This window comes from Streptomyces sp. NPDC033178, assembly GCF_055577685.1.
In genome coordinates this window covers 83,373-107,274 of record NZ_JBVIPT010000024.1, presented here as the reverse complement: position 1 = coordinate 107,274, position 23,902 = coordinate 83,373, and the positions used below count along the sequence as shown (strand labels likewise).

The 23,902-nt window shown below is 69.2% G+C and carries 17 protein-coding genes and 4 pseudogenes; 13 read left to right on the top strand and 8 right to left on the bottom strand.

Annotated features, from left to right (window positions below):
- Nucleotides 1–59 precede the first annotated feature (59 nt).
- The 8 genes and pseudogenes from ACZ5VQ_RS42455 (at nt 60) to istB (ending at nt 5,712) form a co-directional block, all read left to right on the top strand.
- Nucleotides 60–389: a hypothetical protein gene (locus ACZ5VQ_RS42455; RefSeq protein ID WP_469109689.1), complete on the top strand. Its 330-nt coding sequence runs from the start codon at nt 60–62 to the stop codon at nt 387–389.
- A gap of 106 nt (nt 390–495) precedes the next feature.
- Nucleotides 496–1,116: a GNAT family N-acetyltransferase gene (locus tag ACZ5VQ_RS42450; RefSeq protein WP_469109688.1), complete on the top strand. Its 621-nt coding sequence runs from the start codon at nt 496–498 to the stop codon at nt 1,114–1,116.
- A gap of 24 nt (nt 1,117–1,140) precedes the next feature.
- Nucleotides 1,141–1,320, top strand: a pseudogene (locus ACZ5VQ_RS42445) (GNAT family N-acetyltransferase); the annotation flags it as partial.
- 462 nt (nt 1,321–1,782) lie between these two features.
- Nucleotides 1,783–2,208: a hypothetical protein gene (locus tag ACZ5VQ_RS42440; RefSeq protein ID WP_469109687.1), complete on the top strand. Its 426-nt coding sequence runs from the start codon at nt 1,783–1,785 to the stop codon at nt 2,206–2,208.
- A 292-nt stretch (nt 2,209–2,500) separates the two neighbouring features.
- A complete protein-coding gene (locus ACZ5VQ_RS42435) occupies nt 2,501–2,794 on the top strand; it encodes a transposase (RefSeq protein ID WP_469109686.1) in 294 nt (97 codons plus the stop codon).
- Nucleotides 2,737–3,114, top strand: coding sequence for a transposase (locus ACZ5VQ_RS42430; protein ID WP_469109734.1), 378 nt, complete (start codon nt 2,737–2,739; stop codon nt 3,112–3,114). The genes ACZ5VQ_RS42435 and ACZ5VQ_RS42430 overlap by 58 nt, the downstream gene beginning before the upstream one ends.
- A 137-nt stretch (nt 3,115–3,251) precedes the next feature.
- Complete coding sequence (istA, locus tag ACZ5VQ_RS42425; RefSeq protein WP_469109685.1) at nt 3,252–4,892, top strand: IS21 family transposase; 1,641 nt, start codon at nt 3,252–3,254, stop codon at nt 4,890–4,892.
- Between the two features lie 14 nt (nt 4,893–4,906).
- Nucleotides 4,907–5,712, top strand: a pseudogene (gene istB, locus ACZ5VQ_RS42420) (IS21-like element helper ATPase IstB).
- A gap of 344 nt (nt 5,713–6,056) precedes the next feature.
- Here the strand turns inward: istB and ACZ5VQ_RS42415 are convergent.
- Nucleotides 6,057–6,413 carry a MerR family transcriptional regulator gene (locus tag ACZ5VQ_RS42415; protein ID WP_384347434.1) on the bottom strand — a complete coding sequence of 119 codons (357 nt, stop codon included), beginning with the start codon at nt 6,411–6,413 and terminating at the stop codon, nt 6,057–6,059.
- Nucleotides 6,414–6,835: 422 nt separating this feature from the next.
- On the opposite strand from ACZ5VQ_RS42415, the gene ACZ5VQ_RS42410 reads away from it, so the two are divergent.
- Nucleotides 6,836–7,741: an NADP-dependent oxidoreductase gene (locus ACZ5VQ_RS42410; protein WP_469109684.1), complete on the top strand. Its 906-nt coding sequence runs from the start codon at nt 6,836–6,838 to the stop codon at nt 7,739–7,741.
- A 759-nt stretch (nt 7,742–8,500) separates the two neighbouring features.
- Here ACZ5VQ_RS42410 and ACZ5VQ_RS42405 read toward each other — a convergent pair.
- Both ACZ5VQ_RS42405 and ACZ5VQ_RS42400 read right to left on the bottom strand, forming a co-directional pair.
- The gene (locus ACZ5VQ_RS42405; RefSeq protein WP_469109683.1) at nt 8,501–9,976 is read right to left on the bottom strand and encodes a sensor histidine kinase; all 1,476 of its coding nucleotides are present in this window, start codon (nt 9,974–9,976) and stop codon (nt 8,501–8,503) included.
- Nucleotides 9,963–10,643 carry a response regulator transcription factor gene (locus tag ACZ5VQ_RS42400; RefSeq protein WP_469109682.1) on the bottom strand — a complete coding sequence of 227 codons (681 nt, stop codon included), beginning with the start codon at nt 10,641–10,643 and terminating at the stop codon, nt 9,963–9,965. The genes ACZ5VQ_RS42405 and ACZ5VQ_RS42400 overlap by 14 nt, the downstream gene beginning before the upstream one ends.
- Before the next feature lie 128 nt (nt 10,644–10,771).
- Between ACZ5VQ_RS42400 and ACZ5VQ_RS42395 the strand changes: the two genes are divergently transcribed.
- Nucleotides 10,772–12,352 (top strand): glycosyltransferase family 39 protein, encoded by a 1,581-nt coding sequence (locus ACZ5VQ_RS42395; RefSeq protein WP_469109681.1) that lies wholly within the window; start codon nt 10,772–10,774, stop codon nt 12,350–12,352.
- 128 nt (nt 12,353–12,480) lie between these two features.
- Here the strand turns inward: ACZ5VQ_RS42395 and ACZ5VQ_RS42390 are convergent, their stop codons facing one another.
- From ACZ5VQ_RS42390 to ACZ5VQ_RS42370, 5 genes and pseudogenes are all read right to left on the bottom strand, one after another.
- Nucleotides 12,481–14,091, bottom strand: a complete 1,611-nt coding sequence (locus tag ACZ5VQ_RS42390; protein WP_469109733.1) for a xanthine dehydrogenase family protein molybdopterin-binding subunit — start codon at nt 14,089–14,091, stop codon at nt 12,481–12,483.
- A gap of 12 nt (nt 14,092–14,103) precedes the next feature.
- Nucleotides 14,104–14,628, bottom strand: a complete 525-nt coding sequence (locus ACZ5VQ_RS42385; RefSeq protein ID WP_469109680.1) for a hypothetical protein — start codon at nt 14,626–14,628, stop codon at nt 14,104–14,106.
- Nucleotides 14,628–15,212, bottom strand: a pseudogene (locus tag ACZ5VQ_RS42380) ((2Fe-2S)-binding protein). Before ACZ5VQ_RS42380 ends, ACZ5VQ_RS42385 begins: the two are co-directional and overlap by 1 nt.
- A gap of 103 nt (nt 15,213–15,315) precedes the next feature.
- Nucleotides 15,316–15,891, bottom strand: a complete 576-nt coding sequence (locus ACZ5VQ_RS42375; RefSeq protein WP_469109679.1) for a TetR/AcrR family transcriptional regulator — start codon at nt 15,889–15,891, stop codon at nt 15,316–15,318.
- Nucleotides 15,892–15,901: 10 nt separating this feature from the next.
- Nucleotides 15,902–16,253 (bottom strand): annotated as a pseudogene (locus ACZ5VQ_RS42370) (transposase); the annotation flags it as partial.
- A gap of 165 nt (nt 16,254–16,418) precedes the next feature.
- Here ACZ5VQ_RS42370 and ACZ5VQ_RS42365 point away from each other — a divergent pair.
- Genes ACZ5VQ_RS42365 through ACZ5VQ_RS42355 form a run of 3 tightly spaced genes read left to right on the top strand, consistent with a single transcriptional unit; the run spans nt 16,419 to nt 23,537 of the window.
- The gene (locus ACZ5VQ_RS42365) at nt 16,419–19,616 is read left to right on the top strand and encodes an FtsX-like permease family protein (RefSeq protein ID WP_469109678.1); all 3,198 of its coding nucleotides are present in this window, start codon (nt 16,419–16,421) and stop codon (nt 19,614–19,616) included.
- 2 nt (nt 19,617–19,618) lie between these two features.
- On the top strand, nt 19,619–22,597 hold the full coding sequence (locus ACZ5VQ_RS42360) for a hypothetical protein (RefSeq protein WP_469109677.1): 2,979 nt from the start codon (nt 19,619–19,621) through the stop codon (nt 22,595–22,597).
- Complete coding sequence (locus ACZ5VQ_RS42355; RefSeq protein WP_469109676.1) at nt 22,590–23,537, top strand: ABC transporter ATP-binding protein; 948 nt, start codon at nt 22,590–22,592, stop codon at nt 23,535–23,537. Before ACZ5VQ_RS42360 ends, ACZ5VQ_RS42355 begins: the two co-directional genes overlap by 8 nt.
- Nucleotides 23,538–23,902: the final 365 nt, after the last annotated feature.

The window sequence follows — 23,902 nt, the reverse complement described above, 5'->3', positions numbered from 1 at the left end:
ATGGAGCATGGTGGTATGCAGAGCCGCTCCACCTGTGGCTGGCTCGACAGCATGGGCGTATGACCGAGAGCGAAGCGGATCTGCTGGCGTTGCTGCGCGAGCTTGATGCCCTGGAGTGCCTGGAGCAGCCGCAGCACTACGACCGCGGCGAGATCGCAGCCCGCTTCGATGGTCTGCTGACCCGACTCGAAGGCGACTTCGCAGCTCGCTGCACAGCTGAGCAGGACACCCAGGACTCCAGCGAGTACGGATGCGTCGTCGTGCCCGCTGACGCGACCGTATGGCGTCCGAGGCGGCTGATTGTGACGTTCATGTCTGGGCCGTTGGTGAGCAGCCCAAGCAGGCGTGCCGTTCGCGGACCCTCAACGCCTGGTCGGGGTGCTGGTTGAAGGCATGCACGATCTGCAGGTAGACGGTGCCTTGGTCGTGTGGGGGCCGGACCGGGATCGGATATTCGGTGTTCTGCCCGCCCCATGAGGACACAAGATGGTGCGCATGACTTTGGCCGCCCCCATGTTGCACACCGCTCGCCTGCGACTGCGACCCTTCACCGAAGCCGACGCGGACCCCCTCTTCGCGCTGCACAGCAGCGCCTACGTGCTGCGCTATTGGGACTCCCCGCCGTGGAACGAACGGGCCCGCGCCGAACGCTTCATCGCGATGTGCCGGAAGATGGCGGACGAAGGCACCGGGGCACGGGTGGCCATCGACCGTGCTTCTGACGGGGCCTTCGTCGGCTGGTGCGGTCTGACCGGATGGAACCCGGACTACCGCAGCGCGTCGTTGGGCTACGTCCTCGACGAAGCGATGTGGGGCCACGGCTACGCGACGGAGGCCGCGCACGCCGTGCTGCAGTGGGCATTCGACACACTGGACCTGAATCGAGTCCAGGCCGAGACCGATACGCGCAACGAGGCATCCGCCCGGGTTCTGGAGAAGGTCGGATTCGTGCGTGAAGGGACGTTGCGGGAGGACTGCGTCGTGAACGGCGAGGTATCCGACTCGTGGGTGTTCGGGTTGATCAGGCGAGAGTGGCGGCCGGCGGCCGTGCCGATTCCAGCCCGCGAAGAGCGGCGTTGGACCGTTTCTGGTAGTGACCGCGTCCGGGTTGAGTGAGGAAGCCTTGACGGGTGAGGCGTCCTGGGTGGCTTCGGCAACGACGCCCTCAACGCACTACACCCTGACGGCTTCGGCCACCCGGTCACTCAGACTGACTGGCGAGAACGAGTTGAGGTCCACAGTCTCGGCTGGGTCTGCGCCTGGGAGGACGGCTCTCTGATCGGCTTCGTGAACGTTGTCTGGGACGGTTGCGCGTCGGCTGGGGTCGCGGCTTCCACGTCCCTGGCCCCGGGGCTCACTCGACCTTCACCTGCACATTGGCCGGCTCAGCTACCCGGCAGAGCCGCCGGTATTGGTGCGCCCGCTCGCCGGGCACGTGCTTGCTGGTACGGCCTTGTCGCAGGCCTGCTCGCCGGGCAGTGATCTCGGCCCCTCTGCCAGGGGACAGAGGGGCCGCAGCGTCGGCCAGCCCCGAATGCCACACCCTGACATCTGTCAGGGTCGCGGCGTCCCTGGCGTGGTCTACGGTTCGAGGCGCTGACTCGGGGGAGCTCTTGGCCGCTACGGCATCTGGAGCAGGAGATGTGAGCGCTCCGGTCGAGAACAGCAGCAGCCGTGGTGACGACATCTCGCCGTTGGAATGGCTGCATCGGTTGCGACTACGGAGGAGACCAAATGAGGTTGAGAAGAATCAGACGACGGGCGGCTGCAATGGTCGTGACGATGATCGCCGCAGTCCTTGTTCCGCTGGCGGCGCAGGCACCAGCACAGGCAGCACCGAACGTTGCGGCCGGAACGGCCGCATGGACACCGGAGATCTACCCGCTGTTCTCAGGCGAGTGGGTAAAGCGGGATGTGTCGAGTGCCCAGCGGGACGATGAGCTGATCACGTGCTCCTTGGCATCTGGAATCGCCTGCGTGGCGGTTGGTCAGGGCGACGGCAAGCACAGCATCTTCCACCTGTTCAAGTGCGATACGCGGTCGCTCTCGAACTTCATCGACGCTCTGTCTGTTCGCAACAACCAGACTGGCGGAGCCCAGGTCCGTTTCTGGGGTCCCACGTACTCGTACTACGCCCCCGCGGACGGCAACATCTACAACTTCCCGGACCACGCGACATACGACTTCAATCGCCTCGATATCTGCTAAGGGCACATCGACCCGGGCACGCTGACCGAACTGGGCATCCCCGCCACCGCCTTGACCGGCCGCAAAGCCTGGGAGCAGTGACTGTACGGCTGACGACCACCAACAACGCGGCATGGGCCATCGGCGTAGGCCTGTGACCAGGGTCCCTCTTCAGAGATCATCTGTTGGTGGATCATGGTGGGGTGATACGCCGTCATGAACTCACCGATCTGGAGTGGGAGCTACTTGCTCCGCTCATACCGCGGGCCGCGACGGGACGTCCGCGTGTGTCGGACCGGCAGGTCATCAACGGGTGGTCTACAAGATCCGCACCGGGATCTCCTGGCGTGACCTGCCGGAACGCTACGGCCCGTGGCAGATCGTCTACACCCGCTTCCGCCGCTACGCTCTGGACGGCGGGTTCACCCGTGTCCTGCAGCAGATACAGGCTCGCGCGGACGCGGTCGGCGATATCGACTGGCTGGTGCAGATCGACTCCACGATCGTGCGCGCCCACCAGCACGCCGCAGCGACGGGTCGAAAAGGGGGATTCACCGGCCGGAAGAAACCGACGATCACGCCCTCGGCCGATCCCGAGGAGGACTGACCACCGAAATCCACCTCGCCTGCGACGGCCAGGGCCGGCCCCTAGCGATCCTGCTGACACCTGGCCCACGCCACGACAGCATCTGCGCACGCCCCCTCCTGGAACGCATCCGGGTCCCGCGCACCGGCCTTGACCGGCCACGCTGCAGGCCCGACCAGGTCATCGCGGACAAGGCCTACAGCTCCCGTTGCTTCCGCGCCTGCCTGCGCCGACGCGGCATCGTGCACACCATCCCGGAGAAGACCGACCAGCGGCGCCACCGACACAACCGCGGCCGCCGAGGCGGCCGACCACCGGCATTCGACCGGCTGGCTTTGTAGGTCAGTTTTGAGGCCAGTGGTGGGTGGGTTCTGACTCCAGTGGTGTCGGCGGACAGTTGATGTCGGTGAGTTCTGACTCCACTGGGGGCCTTGCGGTTGGAGTATCGGAGTGCATCAGCTAGCCCTGGGTGGCTCAAGTGCCCCTTTCGAAGGTCGAGTTGTACGCGGCGATCCGCCATGACGCTCGGGTCGAAGGGCTGTCCAGCAGGGCTTTGTCGGCCAAGTACGGGGTGGGCCGCAGGACGGTCGCGATGGCGCTGGAGTCGGTGTGGCCGGCGCCTCGCAAGCAGAATCCACCCCGGATCTCGCGCCTGGATCCGTTCAAGGCGACGATCGACCAGATCCTGCGGGATGACCTGGACGCGCCGCGCAAGCAGCGGCACACCGTCAAGCGGGTCTTCGACCGGCTGATCGACGAGCACGACGCCCAGAGCGTGACGTATTCGATGGTCCGCGCCTACATCGCCGGACGCCGTCCGGAGATCCGGGTGGAGGCGGGCCGCGGCCCGCCGCAGGCGTTCGTGCCGCAGACCCACCGCCCCGGCGACGAGGCGGAGGTTGACTTCGGGGACGTGTGGATCCACCTGGACGGCGTGTCCACCAAGGTGTTCCTGTTCTCGCTGCGCCTTTCATACAGCGGGAAGGCCGCGCACAAGATCTTCGCTTCGTGCGGGCAGGAAGCCTTCCTGGAAGGCCACGTTCACGCGCTTCAGGTGCTGGGCGGCGTGCCGCGCGGCAAGGTCCGCTACGACAATCTGCGGGCCGAGGTCAGCCAGGTTTTGGGCCGTGCCCGGGGCCGGGTGGAAAGCGACCGCTGGACGGCGTTCCGGTCCCATTTCTCGATCAACAGTTTCTACTGCAATCCCGGCATCGAGGGCGCCCACGAGAAGGGCGGCGTCGAGGGGCAGATCGGCTGGTTCCGCAGGAACCACCTGGTCCCCGTCCCGAAGGTCGCCTCGCTGGCGGAGCTGAACGCGATGGTGGAGCGCTGGGATGAGGCGGACGACGCCCGCCGGATCGTGCAGCGGGCGCTGACCATCGGTGAGATGTTCGCCGTCGAGCGCCCGCTGCTGGTGGCGCTGCCGGAGGAGGAGTTCGAGACCGGGCTGGTGTCCTCGTTGCGGGTGGACCGCTACAGCCAGGTCAGCGTGCGCACCAACCACTACTCGGTGCCGGTGCGGTTGATCGGCCGGATGGTGCGGGTCGTGCTGCACGCCTCCGAGCTGGTGGTCTACGACGCGCACAGGGCAGTCGCCCGCCACGAGCGGCTGATCGCCAAGGGCGGCTCCCGCCTGGAGCTGGACCACTACCTGGAAGCGCTGGTCCGCAAGCCCGGCGCGCTGCCAGGGGCGACCGCGCTGGACCAGGCACGCTCGGCGGGCAAGTTCACCCCGGTCCACGACGCCTGGTGGCAGGCGGCCTGCACCGCCCACGGCGACGCGGAGGGCACCCGGGCTCTCATCTCCGTCCTGCTGCTGCACCGGCACATGGTCCACGAGCACGTGGTGGCCGGGATCGCGACCGCGCTGCGAGCCGGTGCGCTGACCGCCGACGCGGTTGCCCTGGAGGCCCGCAAGTGGGGCGAGGCCGACCAGGGCGCCGAACAGCAGGCCGACCAGGACGCCCCGCGCCGCCGGGTGGACGGCGGGGCGACGGTGACCTCGCTGACCGAGCGGCACCTGGCCGCGCTGCCACCCGATCCCAGGCCGCTGCCGTCGGTTGCCGTCTACGACCAGTTGCTGCAATTCCGTCGGCGTTCGGCCGACGGCCAGGCATAGCAGGAAGAGGCACTGTGACCGCCAAGCGCAACCGCAGACTGACCGAACAGGCCGCCGACACCGCCGTGGACCAGGCGTGCCGGATGCTCCGGCTACCCACCATCCGCTCCCAGTACCCCGAGCTGGCCGAAGCCGCCGGCCGCGACCAGATGCCCTATCGCGGGTTCCTGGCCGAACTGCTGCTGTCCGAATGCGACGACCGGGCCCGGCGCTGCTCGGAACGCCGGATCAAGGCGGCCGGCTTTCCGCGCGAGAAATCGATCCGGCAGTTCGACTTCGACGCCAACCCGGTTATCGACCCGGCCGCCATCCACACCCTCGCCAAGTGCGACTGGGTCAAGAAGGGCCTGCCGCTGTGCCTGATCGGCGACACTGGAACCGGCAAGTCGCACCTGCTCATCGCGCTGGGCACCGAGGCGGCGATGCACGAGTACCGGGTGAAATACGTGCTGGCCACCAAGCTCGTCAACGAGCTGGTGGAGGCGGCCGACGAGAAGCTGCTGGCCAAGACCATCGCCCGCTACGGCCGCGTCGACCTTCTCTGTATTGATGAATTGGGGTATATGGAGCTTGATCGTCGTGGGGCGGAGCTGCTGTTCCAGGTATTGACGGAGCGTGAGGAAAGAATTCTGTGGCGATAGCTTCCAATGAATCCTTCGAAGGGTGGACCAAGACGTTCACTGATCCAAGGCTCTGCGCGGCGATCGTGGACCGGTTGATGTTCGGCGGCAACATCATCGAGACCGGCACCGACTCCTACCGTCTGGCCGCCACCCGCGCCCGCGCCGAACAGAAGGCCGCCGCGGTCGCCGCGGGCTGAAGAAGACGGCGCCGTCCTACGGGGCCGTGCACGGCGGCGCCCTTCTCCAGTCCTCTACTTGCCGGGCAGTACCGAGCGGTCAGGCGTCGAATCGCTTCTCCTTTTATCTAGTGCTGTCAAGTGTCTCTACAGGTCAACGGGTTGAAGCGATGTAAGGCAAGGCAGGCATGTACGAGTGGGCTTCGCTCGGCCGAAACCGTGGAGGCGTTGATCGTCCATGGCGGGTACAGGGGAGGGGGGGCGGTGGCGCTCACGGACCCGACCGGGTGGGGAGACCTGTTCACGCGCGATGTCGCCCGGTAGATGCCGGATAGGTCAGGGCCCCACCCCTCGCGACGGGTTGATCAGTCCTGCGCCACGTTCGCCGCGGTCACATTCTCGATCACGCGGCCGAGTTTGGTCTTGGCCCGGGTCAGGTCCTGGATGCGTGCGGCGATGCGGTCGCGTTCGATGACGAGCTGGTCGAGCATGGCGGGGGTCGCAACGCCGGTGCTCACGCACGGCAGGAGTTCGACGACGGTACGGCTGGAGAGGCCGGCCGCGAAGAGGTCCTGGATGAGCTGGACCCGCTCCAGGGCTTCGTCGGGATAGTCACGCTGCCCACCGGGCGTCCGCGCCGATTCCAGGAGCCGCTGTTCCTCGTAGTAGCGCAGGGCCCGCACGCTGACCCCTGACCGCCTGGCGAGCTGTCCGATGCGCATGACGCAGGTCACTCCCTTCCCGCTCGTACCTCACGCTGACGTCAGGTTTAGGCTAGCAATACCGGATCCGAGGGCAGCCCTGGGGGCCGATCGAACCGTCGCCGCGCCGAGATTGATCATGACCCGGTGGCGGACCCGAGGGGCGTTCACGCGGTTCACGTACGCACGGCAGCCCTCGCGTCGTGCCGGGATCGCCGAGCCCGCCCGAGGGCACATGGGTGTCGACCGTGACGGGCGGCGTGATCCCTCGTAGTGGCGCAGGCCCCCACGCTCACCCCCGCCCGCTCGGCAGTCTCACCCATCCGCGCCTGCCCTCCTCCGGTCGGCAGTTGCGACTTGCACCTCACGTCAACGTCAGGTTCTAGAGTGACGAGCGTCGGATGAACACGTCATTCCGGCCCGTCAAAGTAAGGCAGACCATTATGCGCGCAGCCCGGTTCCACGAATACGGCGGAGCGGAGAGCCTGGTGATCGAGCAGGCCCCCGCCCCCCACCCCGGACCCGGTGAGATCCGTGTCCGCGTCGCGGCGGCCAGCGTCAATCCCATCGACTGGAAGCTGCGCTCCGGCGCCCTACACCAGCTGATTCCCCTGGATCTGCCCGACATTCCCGGGCGCGACGGCGCCGGTGTGGTCGACGAGATCGGCGACGGGGTGCAGGGGGTGAGCATCGGCGACCGGGTCTTCGGGCTGGGCGGCGTCACCGGCGCGACCGCGGAACTGCTCATCCTCTCGGCCTGGGCGCACACCCCCGCCACGTGGAACGACGAGCAGGCCGCTGGTGCCGGTCTCGCGTCCGTGACCGCGATGGGTGGACTGAACGCGCTCGGCTCCCTCGCGGGGCGCACCCTTCTCGTCGAGGGCGCCGCCGGAGGCGTGGGCAGCGCGGCGGTCGAGATCGCGGTAGCGCAAGGTGCCACTGTGATCGGGACAGCCAGTGAACGCAACCACGAGTTCCTTGCCTCTCTCGGCGCCGTTCCCACCACCTACGGCCCCGGCCTCGCACAGCGCCTCACCACCCTCGCTCCGCACGGCGTCGACATCGTGCTCGACACCGCGGCCTCCGGCTCCCTGGACGACCTCGTCGCGATCGCGGGCGACCCGAAGCGCGTCGCGACGGTCGCCGACCACGCGAGCGGGCAGCGCCTGGGCGCGCATGTGGTCAACGCGGAGAACGATTCCACTCTCCTGTCCGCTGCGGCGGAACTGGGCGGGCAAGGCCGCTACACACCCCGTATCGAACAGGCCTACCCCCTGGAGCGGATCGCCGACGCCCACGCGCACGCCGAGCGCGGACGCACCCGAGGGAAGATCGTGATCTGCATCTGAGCAGGCCGATCTGTATCTGAACAGGCCCACGAGGTAGGTAACTCGCAACGTGCGGGCCTGCGTAGCGAGCGTGCCCTCGGTCGGTACCGGAGAGCGGGCGGTCCGAAGCGGGCCGATCTCCATGTCGCCTCGTCACGCAGGCCGCCCCCACTCGGGCACCGCACGTGGCACATGAGCCGTCGTCCACGGGGCACTAGCCTCATCCAGCTTCAGTAGCCCCGTGACCGGGGTTCAAATACGGGTTCTCAATCGGTCGCAGCGGGGCCCGCACCTGGAGTCATTTCTCACCTACAAAATCGGGTCTCCCAGGCACCGGGTGGAGTCAGAACTGACCTACAAGTGGCGTCAACCGTCACCTACGAAGCCAACCGGCAGACCTAAGATCCGTTTGAAGACGCACCCTAGTTGAATGGCGTACCGACTGGACCACACCCTTCCTTGCGTAGATCCGCTACGCCATCGCCACCCACCCGAAATCCGGCGAGCTGCTGCAGCTCCGGGACGACATCCTCACGGGCAACGAAGAGGCCCGCGAATTGTGGAACGCCAACCAGACCCGGGCCCACCCGGACGGAGACGTACGCCGCTTCCGCCTTCCGCATCACGAGGGCCATGAGGTTCGCGTCCGGATCACGGGCTTCTCTCCACTGGCCAGTCCGTATCTACGCTTTGTTGTTCTTCTACCTGTGAACGGTGATATGCAGCCTCCCTCGCAGGTGTGGAGCAGAACGCGACCGGGGTCTCACGTGGAGAGGTGTGTTATTTCTCGGCTGGGGTGGGGGCTTGGGGGAGGCGTAGCTGGAAGCATGCTCCGAGGGTCCGGGGGGTGAGGGTGAGGGTGCCCTGGTGGCGGTGGGCCAGGTCGCGGGCGATGGCGAGGCCCAGGCCGGTGCCGCCGTGGTCGCGGGAGCGGGCGTCGTCGAGCCGGACGAAGCGTTCGAAGATGCGCTCGGCGTCCTCGGTGGGCACGCCTGGTCCGTCGTCGTGCACCGTGAGGACGACCCAGGCATCCTCGTTTCGGACGGTGATCTGGATGCGATGTGCGGCGTGGCGGGCGGCGTTGTCGATGAGGTTGCGCAGCAGCCGTTCGTATTCGTCGGGGTTTCCGTGTGCGTGTGCGGGAGCGGTGCTGTCGCAGGTGAGGGTCAACGGTCGTTCAGCGAGGGGGTATTGCTCGGTCAGCTGAGCGGCGAGGGCTGTCAGGTCGACGGTTTCGGGGTCGGCTATCGGGGTGCGGGTGTCGAGGCGGGCGAGGAGCAGCAGGTCTTCGGCGAGGGCCTGGAGGCGGCGGGTCTGTCGTGCGGCGGTGGTGGCCGCGGCGGGCCAGTCGGTGCGTTCCGGGTAGGCGAGCGCGACTTCCAGGCTGGCCAGCAGTGTGGTGAGGGGGCTGCGTAGTTCGTGGGCGGCGTCCGCGACGAAGCGGCGTTGCTGGGCGGCGGCGTTGTCGAGGCGTTGGAGGGTGGTGTTGATGGTGGTGGCCAGGGCGGTGATCTCGTGTCCCGTGGCGGGGACGGTGACGCGTTCGCGGGGATGGCTCGCGGTGACCGAGGCGGTGAGGACGCGGATGGCTTCGACCGGCCGCAGCGCGATGCGGACGGCGAAGTAGGTGACGGCGGCGATCAGTACGAGGCCGACGAGCCCGGCCCGCAACAGCAGGAGGTCGGTGGTCTTTGCGATCGCCTCGGCCGTTTTCGGGAGCACCACCACATAGACCCGCAGGTGGGCGTCGGCGGCGACGCCCAGAGCGGCGACTTTGTCACTGCTGAGTTCCTCGGCGCTGACATCGGCGAACATGACCGTGTAGGTCTTGCCGGCCATGCCGAATCTGTCCCTGATGGTGGAGTCGCGCTCCGGTATTCGGAGGGGACGGATCGTCAGGCTTCCGGGGTCCCTGGCCTCCGATGGGGCGGGCAGGACATGGCGGGTGCCGGGAGCGAAGGCTTCCAGGCCTCCGCCGTAGGCGACAGCGGCGCGTCGGCCGGTCGCGACGACCTCGTACGGCAGCACGGTGCTTCTACGAGCGGGAACCACACCCCCGTTCAGCTGATCGACGAGAGCCCACACCTGTTGCTCGGCTTGTCCTTCTGCGATCCGCGTGCCCTGGCGGTAGACGTCGTGGTGCAGCCACCAGCCGATGCCGGCCAGGATGACGGCGGCGGCCGAGGCGGCGGCCAGCGCCGTGCGGGCTCGTACCGAACGTGGCCACCAGCGGCGCCGCGGCTCAGTCGCGTTCACGGTCGTCCACCAGCCGGTAGCCGGTACCCCGGACGGTCTGCAGGGACCGTCGGCCGAACGCGGAGTCCACCTTCTTGCGCAGTGCGCTGACGCGCGCCTCCACCAGGTTGGGATCCTCTGCTTCGTCGGGCCACGCGTGATAGAGCAGATCCGATTTGGAGACCGCCTGGCCCGCCCGGCGGGCCAGCAGCTCCAGCACGGCGAACTCCCGGGGTGTGAGGTCCACTCTCGCCCCGGCCCGGTGGCAGACCCGGCCGGCGACATCCAACGAGAGGTCTCCCACGGCAAGTACGGGCGGGGCGACCGCGGCGGATCGTCTGACCAGGGCCCGCAGCCGTGCGACGAGCACCACGTAGGAGAAGGGCTTGGCCAGGTAGTCGTCGGCCCCCGTGTCCAGGGCCTCTGCCTGGTCCCAGTCCCCGTCCTTGGCGGTGAGTACCAGGATGGGGGTCGCGTTGCCCTCCCGGCGCAACTGGGCGCAGACCTTGTAGCCGTTGAGTCCGGGCAGCATCAAGTCCAGTACGACGAGGGCGTATTCGCCGGTCCGGGCCATCCACAGTCCCTGCCGGCCGTCATGGGCGAGGTCGACGCTGTAACCCTCGGCGGTCAGGCCCGTGTGCAGGGTGTGGGCAAGGTCCACCTCGTCTTCGACCACCAGGATGCGCATGCGGTGCAGCTTCGCACAGCGCCGGCCCGCCTTCCTGATCGGCCGATCAGGTTGGGTCAGCCTCCGGTCAACGAGGTCCGGGCACGCTGGCGGAGCTTCTTCGCCGCTGCTGAAAGGCCCTGCCGCCGATGTCCTTCACCGAGTTCGACATTGTCAACGATACGGAAAATACTCCTCAGGGACGCTCTCGGAGAGTTTCCCTGCTCTCACGCCGAAGATTCTTCACTCCCTGGCTCTTGCCGGTTTCGCTGTCCGCCCTTCTCGGCATCTGGGGAATTCGCAGAGATGGAACCCTGTGGCATGACGAGGCTGTGACTCTCGAATTGGCTTCCCGCAGCCTGCCGGACCTGTGGCAGACGCTGGGTAACATAGATGCCGTGCATGGAGCATATTACCTTCTCATGCATGGGCTGTTCGGCCTCTTCGGGACTGACCTCCTGGTGCTGCGCATTCCCTCTGTTCTCGCCGGTGCGCTGGCAGCGGCAGGAGTCACAGCGCTCGGGGTCCGATTGTCAGGGATGCGAGCTGGAATACTGGCAGGCCTTTCCTTCGCCGTACTCCCAGATGTTCAAAGATATTCACAGGAGGGGCGCTCGTACTCACTGGTCTGCGCACTTGTGGTCTGGGCCACGTATTTCCTTGTGAGTGCGGTACTTAGCTGCCGAGCCCCGGTAATTGTTAGACGTGGAAGTTTGATGGTGTCATGGATCATATACGGCGCTCTCATGCTGGCAGCGTGCATTCTGCATCAGTTCGCCGCCCTTGCCCTGGTGGTGCATGCCTTCGTCGTTCCGGATTATGCGCGGCGCCCTTGGGTATACACCGCACTTTTGGTTGCGGCAGGAGTCGCACCCCTTGCGGCTCTGGGAATGGCGCAATCCGGGCAGGTTGCATGGATCGACAGTGTCACCGGTAGTGAATACCAGCGCTTCGCAATACTGGTTTCTTTCGCGATGGTGCTGTCTTACTTCGCTTCGCCAGGGAACGCCGGCAAAGTTTCTCCTGAAGCGCCTTTCAGTCTACGGGCGATCGCCCTGCCTCTGTTCATATTGCCCACTATGCTTCTCATGCTGATTTCTCTTTACAAGCCTTTCTATGTGGAGAGGTACGTGCTCTACGGTCTCGTCGGCCTGGCGCTCCTTCTGGGGGCAGTGCTGGATCGTGTGTCTGAACTGGGTCGCAACCTGCGAGTAACCGCTGTGATTGTTGTCGCGTTGGCAATCGTACTGCTCATACCGGAGTCCCTCAGGCTGCGGACGCCGGAAAGCCGATCGGACAATGTCACCGATCTGGCAATAATCCTGTCCAGGGAATACGCTCCTGGCGACGGAATTCTCTACTTGTCCGTGAAGAGACGCGCATGGTCACTGGCCTACCCTTCGGTAAACAGAGGGATGTTCGACCTTGCCCAGGATCTCACTCCGGCAGCCTCGCACGACCTTTACGGCACCGAATTGCCTTCTCCTCAGATTCGCGCATGCATGCGCAGTAGTGCACGAATTCTCGTAGTAACGGAACCCAAAGGAATTCATGTCGAAAGTACCGGGACGGAGCTAATGAAGGAGAGGGTTCTGGCGGAACATTTCACCAAGGGCCTCACCATGCAAATCGACGGGGCGCGAGTCATCATTTACGAGTCCCGTACAACGGCTACTGGGACGCCGGGTTCCACTGCTCCGGGCTGGAGGTTCTCTCGCGGGGACGGGTGAACTCTGTGGAAACGCACCCAACGCCCCGCCTGTGTACTGCAGAACTTGTGCGCGAGGGGCGGACTTTCCGGGTGCCGCATGTGCCACAGCGTCGCGAGGTCATCCACGTAGGTCAAAGTAGTGGTGGGTCAAAGCAGTGCCTCAGGGCGGATCGGCAGGTCCGTCAGGCGTTTGCCCGTCGCGTTGAACACCGCGTTGCCGATGGCGGGTGCCACCCCGACGATGGTGATCTCGCCGAGGCCCTTCACACCGATCGGATCGGCCTGTGGGTCCTCGGTGTTGATGAAGGCGGCGTCGATGTCGGGGACGTCCGCGTTCACCGGCACCAGGTAGTCGGCGAGGCTCGCGTTGATGATGCGGCCGTCGCGGTGGTCGGTGACGGTGCCTTCGAGGAGGGCCATTCCGATGCCGCCGACCATGCCGCCGATGGCTTGGCTGTGGGCGAGTTTGGGGCTGATCACTCGCCCTACGCCGTACGCCGCGAAGATGCGCCGTACGCGGACGAGGCCAAGGAGGGGGTCGACGGAGACCTCGGCGAAGACGGCCCCGTAGCCGTAGGTGGAGATCTTCGAATCGGCGTCGCCCGGGCCCCAGTTGCCGGTGATGTCGAGGCTGGGCAGACCGGCGCGGCGCAGGATGTCCCGGTAGCTGTCCCGGGCTCCCGAGTCGGAGGCCGACAGATAGCCGTCGCGGACGTGCACATTCGCCGGATTCGCGCCATGGAGAGGCGAGTCGGGGTCCGCCACCGCCCTGCGGACGAACTCCGCCTTCAGCGCGTTGCACGTGGTGTGCGCGGCCGAGCCCACGCTGGCCATGGTGCAGGCCGCCGCGTGCAGGGGCGCGGTGGGGTAGCTGGAGTCGCCCAGCCTGAAGGTGACCGCCGAGGCGGGCAGCCCCAGGGCGTCCGCGGCGACCTGCATGACCGACGTGGTGGTGCCGGGGCCCATGTCCGCGGAGGCCGCGAAGACTTCGGCGGTGCCGTCGGCGTGGATCCGGGCCCGTGCGCTGGAGTCGCGTCGGTTGTTGTAGTAGCTGGCGGTGGCCATCCCCATGCCGATGAGCAGGTCGCCGTCCGTGCGCGAGCCCGGCTCGGCGTGCCTCCGGGACCAGGCGAAGCGGCGTGCGCCTGTCTCGTAGCACTCGCGCAACTTCCGGGTGGAGAAGGGGAGTTTGGAGACCTCGTCCTGGGTCGGCTCGTTGCGCAGCCGCAACTCGACGGGATCCACGGCCAGTTCGTGCGCGAGCTGATCCATCGCGGTTTCCAGGGCGAAGTTGCCGAGCGCCACGCCTGGGCCGCGCATGGAGGCCGGAGAGTGGACGTCGACGGGCGTGACCCGGTAGGCGGTACTGGTGTTGGGGACGCCGTAGAGGAACTTCGGCAGGTCGGTCAGGCCGTCCGTGTAGGTCCGGTAGCGCGCGTTCTCGATACGGACCTCGTAGACGAGAGCGCTGACACGCCCGGCCGCACTGCTGCCGAGGGCCATCCGGTGCCGGCTTGCAGGCCGGAACCCGGTGCCGTAGTAGAACTGACGCCTGGTCAGCACCACCTTGACGGGCCTGCCGACTTCGCGCGCGGCGAACGCGGCCAGCACGACATGGTCGTAAGTCTGGATTCCGCTGCCGAACCCTCCGCCCAGGAACTCGTTGTGCACGCGTACGTCGCCGACGGCGATGCCGAGCGCGCCGGCCACCGTGCGCGCGGCGCCCTGTGACCACTGGGACTTGCCCCAGAGCGTCAGCCGTCCGTCCTGTCACCGGGCGATGGTCGAAGGCAGTTCGATGGGGTTGTGGTTCTCCCGGGCGCTGGTGAGTTCCAGGTCCACCTTCACCTGCGCCGAACTCAGCGCGCCCGCCGGGTCGCCGCGGCTGTAGTCGGGCTCGTCGGCGGGTGTCTGCGAGGGGATGTCGGGGGCGTCGAAGTCGGTTACCGCGTCCTGCCGTTCGTACGTCGCTTCGACCAGCGAGGCGCCATGGGTCGCCGCCTCCAGGGTCTCCGCGACGACGACCGCGATGGGCTGGCCGTAGAAGGCGATCCGATCGACGGGGTGGGCAAGTCGCAGGCCGCCGAAGTCGGTCAGGACGTGCAGGACGCCCGGGTGGCCGAGCGCCGCGTCCACCGAGATCCGGCTGACCGTGCCGCGGGCCACCGTGCCGTTGACGATCACGCCGTACAACAGGCCTTCGACGCGGTGCTCGGCCGAGTAAGTGACCGTTCCGGTCACCTTGCGGCGGGCGTCTACGCGGGAGAGTGGCTGTCCGACGACGGTCGTCGCCATCACTGTCCTCCGATCGTCATGAGCTGGCGGCGCACGGTCCGTTCGACCAGCCGCACCTTGAAGGCGTTGCGGATCTCCGCCCGGGAGCCGGTGTGGCCCTCGGCGATACAGGCGACGCCCGACATGACCTGCCCCGGCGTGCAGTAGCAGCACTGAAGGTCGTCGTGGTCGATGAACGCCTATTGCAGCGCGTGCAGTTGCTCGCCCCGGGCGAGCACCTCGATCGTGGTGACGCGCGCGCCCTGGTGCATCACGGCGAGGGTGAGACAGGCGTTCACCCTCCGGTCGTCCACGAGCACCGTGCAGGCTCCGCAGGCGCCCTGGTCGCAGCCCTTCTTCGTGCCGGGGAGGTCCAGGTGCTCGCGGAGGAGGTCCAGGAGCGAGGTGCGGTTGTCGACCTGGGCGGTTCGCTGCTCGCCGTTGACCGTCAGATGGACGGTGGAGAGCCGGTCGGCCGGCGCGGGTGTGGCTGTGGCTGTGGGCAGGCGATCCGAGGTCAGCAGGGGGAGGCCGGCCACCGCTGTCGACGCCGCGACGAAGGTTCGTCGTTTGAGCGTGGTTGCCTCGTCGAACGTTTCAGACATGCGTGATGCACCCTCCCGGTCGAACACGTGGCATGTGATGACGCCTGGTGTCATGGATGGCGGGAGCGGCAAGGGGAGGCGTGGCTGTGCCGGTACCGGTGGCTTACGGCGCTAGCGGGGCCGCGACCGCGGCCCTGAGCTCCTCCATGGATTCACGCAGCAGGGCATGCAGGTCCTGTGTCTCCGGACCCTCGATCCAGCGTTCGCGCGCGGCTCTCCAAGCGGCGGCACCCGCCGCGGCGGTCAGGAAGGCGGCCCGCGGCGCGACACCGCGCTCGCGCAACGCCTCGGTCACGGCCGCACTGGTCGCGGCGAACTTGGTCAGCTCCCGTTCCCGAAGCTCCGGGTTGGCCACGATGACGGCTCGGCGACGCCGGGCGTGCGCATGCGCCGTGTTCACCATGTCCACAGCGGCGCCATACCCCTCCAGGACGACGGCGAGCGGCGAGAGGTCGGCCGGCGCGGCGGCCATCGCGTCGACGATCACCTGGTGAATCCGGGCCGAGAGCGGGAACAGCACCTCGCGCTTGTCGGGGAAGTGACGGAAGAACGTCCGCTTCGTCAGACCGGCCCGCTCGGCGATCTCGGCGACCGTGGTGTCCTCGAAGCCGCGCTCCTCGTACAGCTCAAGCGCGGCCCGCGACAGTCGGCCCGCTGCGTCCGGCATCCATCGACCCATGCCACTCATCCTAGTGATGACACTCAATGTCATCGGAAGCCCCCGCAGGCCCGATGACGACGCCTCGCCCGAAACCGGCCCCGGCTCGGACGCGGGCGACGAGGTGGGGCGGTGGGCGCATTCACGGCCCGCCACCGCTGCTGGGCGGACTCGACGAGCTCGAAGACCTTGGCCAGGGCGGCAGCGCGGGAGCCGGCCACTCGGGTGACCTTGGTCCGTAGCCGAACGGTGGAGAACGTCGACTCGACCGGATTCGTGGTCCGCAAGTGGATCCAGGGCTGGGCCGGGAAGTTGAAGAACGCCAGCAGCTCGGTCTCGTCCTCGGTGATCTTCTTGACGGCTTTGGGGAACTTCGCCTCGTAGAGGCGGGCTCAAGTCCTGCTGGGTACGGGCCTGTTCGGGTGATTGCGGGTCTCGGATGGTCGGACCCATACTGTGGCTGGCCGTACGGGGGGCTGGGGGAGGCCGGCGAGTTGAGTGGGAGACGTGCGCCTACCGCAGTGCGTGGTACCGCGCACCATGGTCTGGTGCTGGGTGCCGCCGGCCTTGCGGTGTTGCTTGCCGCCACTGTTCTGGCCGCGCTCGCTGCGCTCACCGAGAAGGCCGTCGAGGGCGGGATTCAGCGACGGCTGGTCCGTGACCCGGCGGCCGTGGTCGAGGTCTCCGGTGCCTACGAGTCGCGTGGTGCGGGGGAGGTTGATGGTCTGGTACGCGCTGCCGTCGACCGTGCCTTCGGTGGCGTACCGCATCACACCTGGTCCGCGTTACGGGTCCCGGCCAGCAGGTCCGCCGCACTCAGTGTGACCGAGGCGGACGGCCGCCGGCGGGATGACGCCGTCGTCACGCTCGTGGCCCTCCAGGAGTCGCAGCGGCATGCTGAGTTGGTGGCGGGGCGCTGGCCGCAGACGCACGCCGGAGGCGGGACCGTCGAGATCGCGGTGAGTGAGGTGTTTGCCGCGGAGCTCGCGGTGCGGCCCGGCGACGAACTGCGTGTGCAGCCCGACAGCGGGCCGCAGGTCCGGATGCGGGTGGCGGGTTTGTACCGGGTGGGCGGCCGCAGCCCGGCCGTCTGGGCGAGCCTGAGTCCCACCTTCAGGGCGCCCGAGTCGATGGCGCTGGTGTCGCGTGAGGCTCTGACGGCGGTGCCCGCTCTGGCCGGGGACGCCGATGCGTTGTGGCTGGGTGTGCCGGACACCGGCGGGCTTGGGCTCGGGGAAATCGGGCCGTTGCAGCGGCGTGCCGACGTATTCGGCGGCAGTGACGTTTCGCTGTCCGTGTTCCGCGGTGCTCCGCTCCCGGCCGGGTCGGCCGCGGAGCTCGAGGTCAGGTCCACGCTCGACAACGCACTCGATGACCTGACGACCCCTATCGCGGTTGCGCGTGCCGGCCTCTACATTCCGGCGACGCTGCTTGCCGCTCTGGCTGCCGCCGCTCTCGTGCTCACTGCGCGTCAGCTCGCCGAGCACCGTCGTGCCGAGCTTGCGTTGCTGGCCGCGCGTGGTGCCGGAACGTTGCGGCTCGCTGTGGCGACGGCGGTGCAGTGGGCGGCCGTCGCGGTGCCGGCGGGAGTGGCCGCGCCATTTCTTGCCGGCCCGCTGCTCCGCCTTCTGGACGGGGCGGGTCTGATTCCCGGCGTGGTGCCTGACTCGGCGACTTTGGCGGCGGGCTGGGTGGCTGCGCTGCTGGCTGTGGTGGTGCACGGTACGGCGCTGCTGTGGCCGACGGTGCGGACGGTGCGGGACCGGCAGGCGGTGCGCAGGCTCCGGCTGCGTCTGGGGCGGTTCGCGGGTGTGCAGCGGCTCGGCGCGGATGTGGCGCTGGCCGCTGTCGCGGTGCTGGGCTGGCTGCAGTTGAGGCAGTACCGGTCGCCGGTCACTGGTGGGGGCGTCGACCCGGTGCTGGTGTTTGCGCCTGTGGCGATGACGTGTGCGGCGGCGTTGCTGGTGTTGCGGGCGCTGCCACTGGCCGCCCGGATCGCGGATCCTCTCGCGCGGCGCGGTACCGGGCTGGTGCTGCCGCTGGGTGGCTGGCAGATCGCGCGGCGTGCTGTGCGGCATGCCGGTCCGGCGCTGCTGGTGACACTCGCCCTGGCCGTTGCCGCGTTGAGCAGTACCGCGCTGGCCATCCTGGACCGCGGCGACCACGACCAGGCGGTGTTCAGGCTCGGTGCCGACCTGCGGATCGTCCCCGGCGAGCGGCTCGCGACCGCCGAGCGGCGTGCCGCGTACGGCGCACTGCCCGGCGCGGGGGCGGTGACTCCGGTGGTCGACGCGAACGGATACCTCGGCCAGAGCTGGGTCACCGTCACCGGCATCAACACCGCACGCGGTCCCGCTCCCGCCCTGCGTCCCGACCTCGCCGAGCGGCCGGTGTCCGAGCTGGTCGCCCCGCTCGGCCAAGACATTCCCGCTCACGGGCTGCCGCTGAGCGGTGCGGCGGACGAACTCCCGCTGCGTGTACGCCTGTCCGCCGACGGCCCCGGCACCCCGGTGCCGCTCACACTCACCGTGCACTTCGTGGACGCCGACGGCCTCACCCGCGCGAGCGAGACGGTCCTCAAGGACACCGGCGGCACGGTCCGCACCGTACGTCTGAAGGTTCCGGTCGCCGCTGAGGGTGCACGCATCGTCCAGCTCGGTGTGAGCATGACCGGCGAGAGGGTACGGCGTACTTACCGCCTGGCCGTCGACCGCGTACCCGGCCTGGCCCGGCCCGCTGCCTGGCACGACCTGCGCAGCGACGCCCCGGACCGGAAGATCGCCGGGTGCCCCGATGCCAAGGCGCGCCGCCTGCCGGGCACTGCTCCGGGGCCGGTGCTGTGTTCGGACCGGCAGGCGCCCGGCACACTGCTGGACGCGGTGCTGCGCGGACCGGACACCACCCTCAAGTACCCGACCTGGAGCGTGCGGTTGGGTACCGACCGGGCCAAGGGGCGTCCGCCGGTGCCCGCATTGGCCGATCGCATGCTGCTGTCCTCGGGCGTGGCCCGGGTGGGGGACACGGTCACGGTGCAGCGTGCCGGTGGCGGCACCGCCCGCATCAAGATCGTCGGGAGGATCGGTGCGGTGCCGGGCGCGGAGCGTGACCGGCCGCGGCTGCTGGCCGATTCCCGGGCGCTGGCAGCCCAGTTCGTGCTCGGCGGAACCCTGCCCGCCGCCGAGTCCGCCTGGTGGGTGGCCGCCGACGGCGGGGACGCGGCGGCCGCGCTGGACGCGGTGCGTGCCGATCCCCGCCTGGGCACGGCCCTCGACGTGCCGCAGATGAGGGCACAACTGGCCGCCGATCCGCTGCGGCAGGGGGCGCGCGGGGCACTCACTCTGTGTCTGGTCCTGGCGCCCGCGTTCGCCGTCGTCGGTTTCACCCTGCATACGGCGCTGTCCGTACGGGCCAGGACGCGGGAGTTCGCGTTGCTGCGGGCCTTGGGTGTGCGGCGCGGGCAACTGGCGGCGTATCTGTGGACGGAGCAGCTGGTGCTGGCCGCAGTGGCGGCGGTGCTGGGCACGCTGCTGGGCACCGTGCTGGCCGCGCTGGTCATGCCGGTGGTGACGGTCGACGACACCGGCAGGCCGCTCTACCCGGGGCTGCTCACCGACGTGCCCTGGGCCCGCGTGGCCCTGACGGCGGGTGCGACGACGCTGGTGATCTGCGCGGTCGTGACGGTCGCCGCCCGCTTTCTGGGGCGCGTCGATCTGGCGCGGGTGCTGCGCGCGGGGGAGGACCGGTGAAGGTGAAGCGCCCGATACGGCCGCTGCGCTGGGCTGCTGCGCGTGAGGTGCGCGCCGAGGTGCCGCTGCTGGTCTGCCTGGCCGTGCTGGTGGCGCTGCTCACCGCGGTCGCCGCCGCAGGACCCGGGCTTCTGGACCGGCTCGCCGGGCAGGCGTTGGCCTCGCGGCTGGAGCAGGAGCAGCGCGCGGGGCCCGGCATCCTGTTCAGCGCCCGGTTCGAGCCGGCGGACAGCGCGGACTCCGCTGCCTGGGCCAGCGACCTGGCCGAGGACCTGCTCCCGGCCACCGACGTGATCGCCAACGCTGCCCCCGACGCCCTGAACGGCGGCCTCAAACATGACTCGACCCGGGTGGAGCTGCCGACCCTGGACACCGCGACGACCGCGGGGAAGGTGGGTCTGGGCCTGGTGTACGCCTCCGACGCGCCAGGCCACGGGGCCTACGCCGAGGGGCGGCCGCCAACCCGGAGCAGTGAGGGCAGCGAGGGTGGTGAGGGCGTCGAAATTGCCGTGTCCACCCGGACCCGCGATGCGCTGAAGCTGCGGCTGGGGCAGAAACTCCCGCTCAGCCCAGGCGCGTTGGACAAGGTCCGGGCCACCGCCGTGGTCGTCGGGTTCTTCACGGCGGACGACACCGGCACCAAGGACGCCGACGCGGACGACACTGGCAACAAGGGCGGCGACGCGGACGGCACCGGCACGAAGGGCACCGGCACCAAGAGCACCGGTGCCAAGGGCGCTGACGCGGAGGACGCCCACGCGAAGGGCGTCGGCGCGGATGCGAAGGAGGCAGGCTCGGTGACGGGCGGGGACCGGCTGTGGCGTGAACTGCCGTTGCTGACAGGCCCGTCGAGGCTTCCGCCGGACACCGCTGCCGGACTGGACTGGGAGGCCCGCGCGCTGGTCGCGCCCCGTACAGTCACCGCCCTGCAGGCGCAGGCAGGCGCGGTACTCACAGTCACCTGGGGGATGCGCCTGGACCTTGGTACGCGGACCGCCGCACGGTTCGCGGGGGAGCAGGGTCAGGGTGAGCTGCAGCGGCTGCTGGTGCGTTACCCGGATGATGCGCGGTCCGTGTTCTGCGGTGACATCGCCGACTACGGCGGCATGTACTGCGAGATCGGCCCGCACCCTGCCTCCACCCTGCAGGACAGTACGCACCTTGCAGACGTGCTCACCGACTTCGGCCGACAGTGGCGCCAGGGCCGCGTTGTGATCTCCTTCGCGCTGGCATCCCTGCTCGTCGTCGGCCTGCTCGCCGCAGCTGTGACCGCGCTGCTCGCGGTGCGCCGCAGCCTGGACGCGCACCGGCTGCAGCGGGCCCGCGGCGCCTCCGCGACGGGCCTGGCGCTGACGAGGGCGGCCCACACGGCGCCGGCCGTGCTGCTCGGGCTCGCGGCAGGCATCGCCGCCGCCCGCTCACTCCCGGGCACCGCGCCCGCGTACCGGCACGCGCTGCTGGTGGCCGCGCTGGTCTGGCTGCTGCTCCCTGCCCTCACCTGGTATGCCCTGCGCGACCGCAGCGCGCGCACCGGTCACGGACCGGGCCCGTTCGCGGCGGGCCGCCGCCTCACCGTCGAGGTGGTAATCCTGCTCCTGGCCGCGGCCGGTGTCATCGCGCTGCGGAGCCGGGGCACGGCCACCGACGCCGGAGGGCCGGACCCGCTGCTGGCCGCGATACCCGCACTGCTGGGACTGGCCACCGTCGCCGTGCTGGTGCGCTGCTACCCGCTGCCGGTACGGATCCTGGCGCGCTTGTCGGCCCGGCGGCGCGGCGTGGTGGCCCTGATCGCGCTGTCCCGGGCCGCGAAGGAAGCACCCGCCCGGGCCCTTGCCCTGCTGGTCCTGGTGGTGACCTTGGCCGGCGCGGTGTTCGGCGGCCTGGTGGCCGGAACACTGGCCGACGGGCGCCGTGAGGCCGCCGCATGGCAGGTCGGCGCGGACGCCTCCTACCTCGGCGCACACCGCAGTCCGGCCATCGCCGAGCGGCTGGCCCAGGTGCGCGGAGTGCGCGAGAGTGTCCGCGTCCGGCAGCTCCGCGTGGACCCGACGAGCGCGACCAGCGGCAGCCGGTACGGCATCGCGAGCCTGGTCGGCATCGACGGCGCACGTCTGCGGGCGGCAGCCCCCCACTCGCCCGCGGCACGCGCACTGGACACCGCCGGACTCACCGGCCCGCGGCCCGGCACCGACATCCGGGTACTGGCCACCGGGGCCCGCGCTGGCGACCGGCTCACCCTCACCTCGCACGGCAGAACACTGCGCCTGTACGTCGTCGGCCCTCTCCCCGACGACGTACTCCAGGACGCGGCACTCGGGCCGGTCCGCGGCACGACACCCCCAAGGCAACGGCTGCTGCTGGCCGACAACGGGGATTTGACGGCCATCGGGGCAAGCGACTTCGAGGGATCCGCACTGCTGCTGTACGGCCCGCGCCTGGACGTACAGACGCTGCGGTCCCTGGTGCCGCGTGCCACCCACGACACGGGCGTGGGCGAACTGCGTATCCGCTCCGAGGAACAGGCCGACGCCGCGGCCGACGGCATGATCGGCGTCCTGCGGGCCGCACACACCACGTGCACCGCGCTCGCCGTGCTGCTGGCCCTGCTGGCGCTGGTCCTGGAACTGCTGCTGTCCGCCGAGGCACGCGGCCGCACCACCGCCTACCTGCGCACCCTTGGCCTGGGCGGCCGGGCCACTGCCGGGCTTCACCTGCTGCAGCTGCTGCCGATGGTGGTGGCGGCGGTGGCGGGCGGCACAGCCCTGGGCCTGACGCTGCCCGCACTGCTGGGCCCCGCCCTGGACCTGCGGGAGTTCACGGGCGGACCCGCCGCCCCCACCCCGCACCCCGACCTGCTGCTCACCGCTGCTCTGGGCGCAGGCCTGGGCGTGCTGGTGGTGGCGGCGGTGGGTGTGGAGACCTGGATCGGACGGCGCCGCGGACTCGGCGCGGTCCTGCGACTGGGGAGAAACGGTGACTGACCCTCATGCCGACGACCTGCGCCACCTGGAAGAGAAAGCCCGCGCCGCCCAGCGCCCGCAAACCGACGACGGACTCGTCGTGTGCGACAACCTGGTCCGCGTCTACCGCACCGACGAGGTCGAGGTCCAGGCACTGCAGGGCCTGGACCTGGTGGTCGGGGAGGGCGAGTGCACGGCGCTCGTCGGCGCGTCCGGGTCCGGCAAGTCGACCCTGCTGTCCATCCTCTCCGGACTCGACCTGCCCACCGCGGGCCGCGCAAGGGTCGCCGGTCACGACCTGCTCGCCCTCGGCCGCCGCGAGCGCCTCGGCTACCGCCGCCGCACGGTGGGCTTCGTGTGGCAGCAGACCGGACGCAACCTGCTGCCGTACCTGACCGCCCTGGAGAACGTGGCACTGCCCATGAAGTACGTACGTGTGCCGCGCCGCCAGCGCGCCGCGCGCGCCGCCGAACTCCTCGACGTCCTCGGCGTCGCCTACTGCCGCGACCGGCGGCCGGCCGAGCTCTCCGGCGGCGAACAGCAGCGGGTGGCCGTTGCGGTCGCCACGGCCAACACCCCGCGGGTCCTGCTCGCCGACGAACCCACCGGCGAGCTGGACACCGCCAGCGCCGAGGAGGTGTTCGCCGCGCTGCGCCGCGCGAACGAGGAACTCGGTGCCACCGTCCTGGTCGTCACCCACGACCCGCTGGTCTCCGGGCAGGTCCGCCGCACGGTCCGCATCCGCGACGGCCGCACCTCCACGGAGACCCTGCGCGGGCCCGGCGGCAGGAACGCGGAGGAATACACGGTCCTGGACCGCGCGGGCCGCCTCCAACTGCCCCGCGACTACGTGGACCGCTACGGCCTGAGCGGCCGGGTCCGCCTGACCGGGGAACCGGACCACGTGGGGGTGTGGCCCGACCGAACAGAAGGCCCGCCGGGCCCCGGCCCCTCGGCCTGACCGACTGGAACGCTCCGACCGGCCGGTGGCGCTGTCGGGCAGGCGAGGCAGTTCAGGCTGCAGGACAGGGTGCGGTCTCAAACCTGATCCGCATTTCGTCGAAGTCGGCCAGTGCCAGGCAGTCCTGGCGGCATGGCATGCCACGACGATTTCCCTGCTCTTGGGGAGGTACGACTTGGGCGAGGTGCGGTTGCGTAGAAGGCCCTCTTGGACAGGCTCGTCAGGGAGGGAGGGTGAAACTCATGTGAACCATCAGAAAAGTTCAACTCACCAGAGTGCCTCAGCCCCTGGCATCCTCTGGCGGTATGGACGTTCCAAACCGCCTGCGTTTAACCTGAGTTGGCCAAGCCTGGCGGGGGGACCGG

Coding starts and splice junctions, on each gene's coding strand:
- ACZ5VQ_RS42400 (WP_469109682.1), bottom strand. CDS start 10,643: ATGCGCATCCTGGTGGTCGAAGACGAGGTGGACCTTGCCCACACCCTG.
- ACZ5VQ_RS42385 (WP_469109680.1), bottom strand. CDS start 14,628: ATGGCGACGACCGTCGTCGGACAGCCACTCTCCCGCGTAGACGCCCGC.
- ACZ5VQ_RS42440 (WP_469109687.1), top strand. CDS start 1,783: ATGATCGCCGCAGTCCTTGTTCCGCTGGCGGCGCAGGCACCAGCACAG.
- ACZ5VQ_RS42410 (WP_469109684.1), top strand. CDS start 6,836: ATGCGCGCAGCCCGGTTCCACGAATACGGCGGAGCGGAGAGCCTGGTG.
- ACZ5VQ_RS42450 (WP_469109688.1), top strand. CDS start 496: ATGACTTTGGCCGCCCCCATGTTGCACACCGCTCGCCTGCGACTGCGA.
- ACZ5VQ_RS42455 (WP_469109689.1), top strand. CDS start 60: ATGACCGAGAGCGAAGCGGATCTGCTGGCGTTGCTGCGCGAGCTTGAT.
- ACZ5VQ_RS42375 (WP_469109679.1), bottom strand. CDS start 15,891: ATGGGTCGATGGATGCCGGACGCAGCGGGCCGACTGTCGCGGGCCGCG.
- ACZ5VQ_RS42395 (WP_469109681.1), top strand. CDS start 10,772: ATGTCCTTCACCGAGTTCGACATTGTCAACGATACGGAAAATACTCCT.
- ACZ5VQ_RS42415 (WP_384347434.1), bottom strand. CDS start 6,413: ATGCGCATCGGACAGCTCGCCAGGCGGTCAGGGGTCAGCGTGCGGGCC.